The sequence below is a fragment of the Streptomyces sp. A 4/2 genome (genome assembly GCF_940670765.1).
Taxonomy (GTDB): Bacteria; Actinomycetota; Actinomycetes; order Streptomycetales; family Streptomycetaceae; genus Streptomyces.
This window is the reverse complement of record NZ_CALNVW010000114.1, coordinates 1-260: the sequence shown is the minus strand read 5'-3', so window position 1 is coordinate 260 and position 260 is coordinate 1. Positions and strand designations below refer to the sequence as shown.

General features: G+C 70.8%; 1 protein-coding gene. It reads right to left on the bottom strand.

Annotated elements, in window-relative coordinates; translation table 11 throughout:
- A partial coding sequence (locus NBY69_RS37265) for an AMP-binding protein (protein WP_250306701.1) occupies positions 1–260 on the bottom strand: 260 nt, incomplete at both ends.

Sequence of the window (260 nt, the reverse complement as noted above, 5' to 3'; positions counted from 1 at the left end):
TCGTCGACCACCACGGCCGGACGGGCATCGTCCAGCATGAACGCGATCCGGGACCGCGGATACGCCGGATCCACCGGCAGGTACGCCGCCCCGGCCTTCAGCACGCCCAGGACCGCCACCACCGACTCCACCGACCGCGGCAGGGAAACCGCCACCACCTGCTCCGGACCCACACCCCGCGCGATCAACGCATGCGCGAACCGGTTCGCCCGCACATCGAGTTCCCCGTACGACAACTCGACCCCGCCACAGACCAGCGC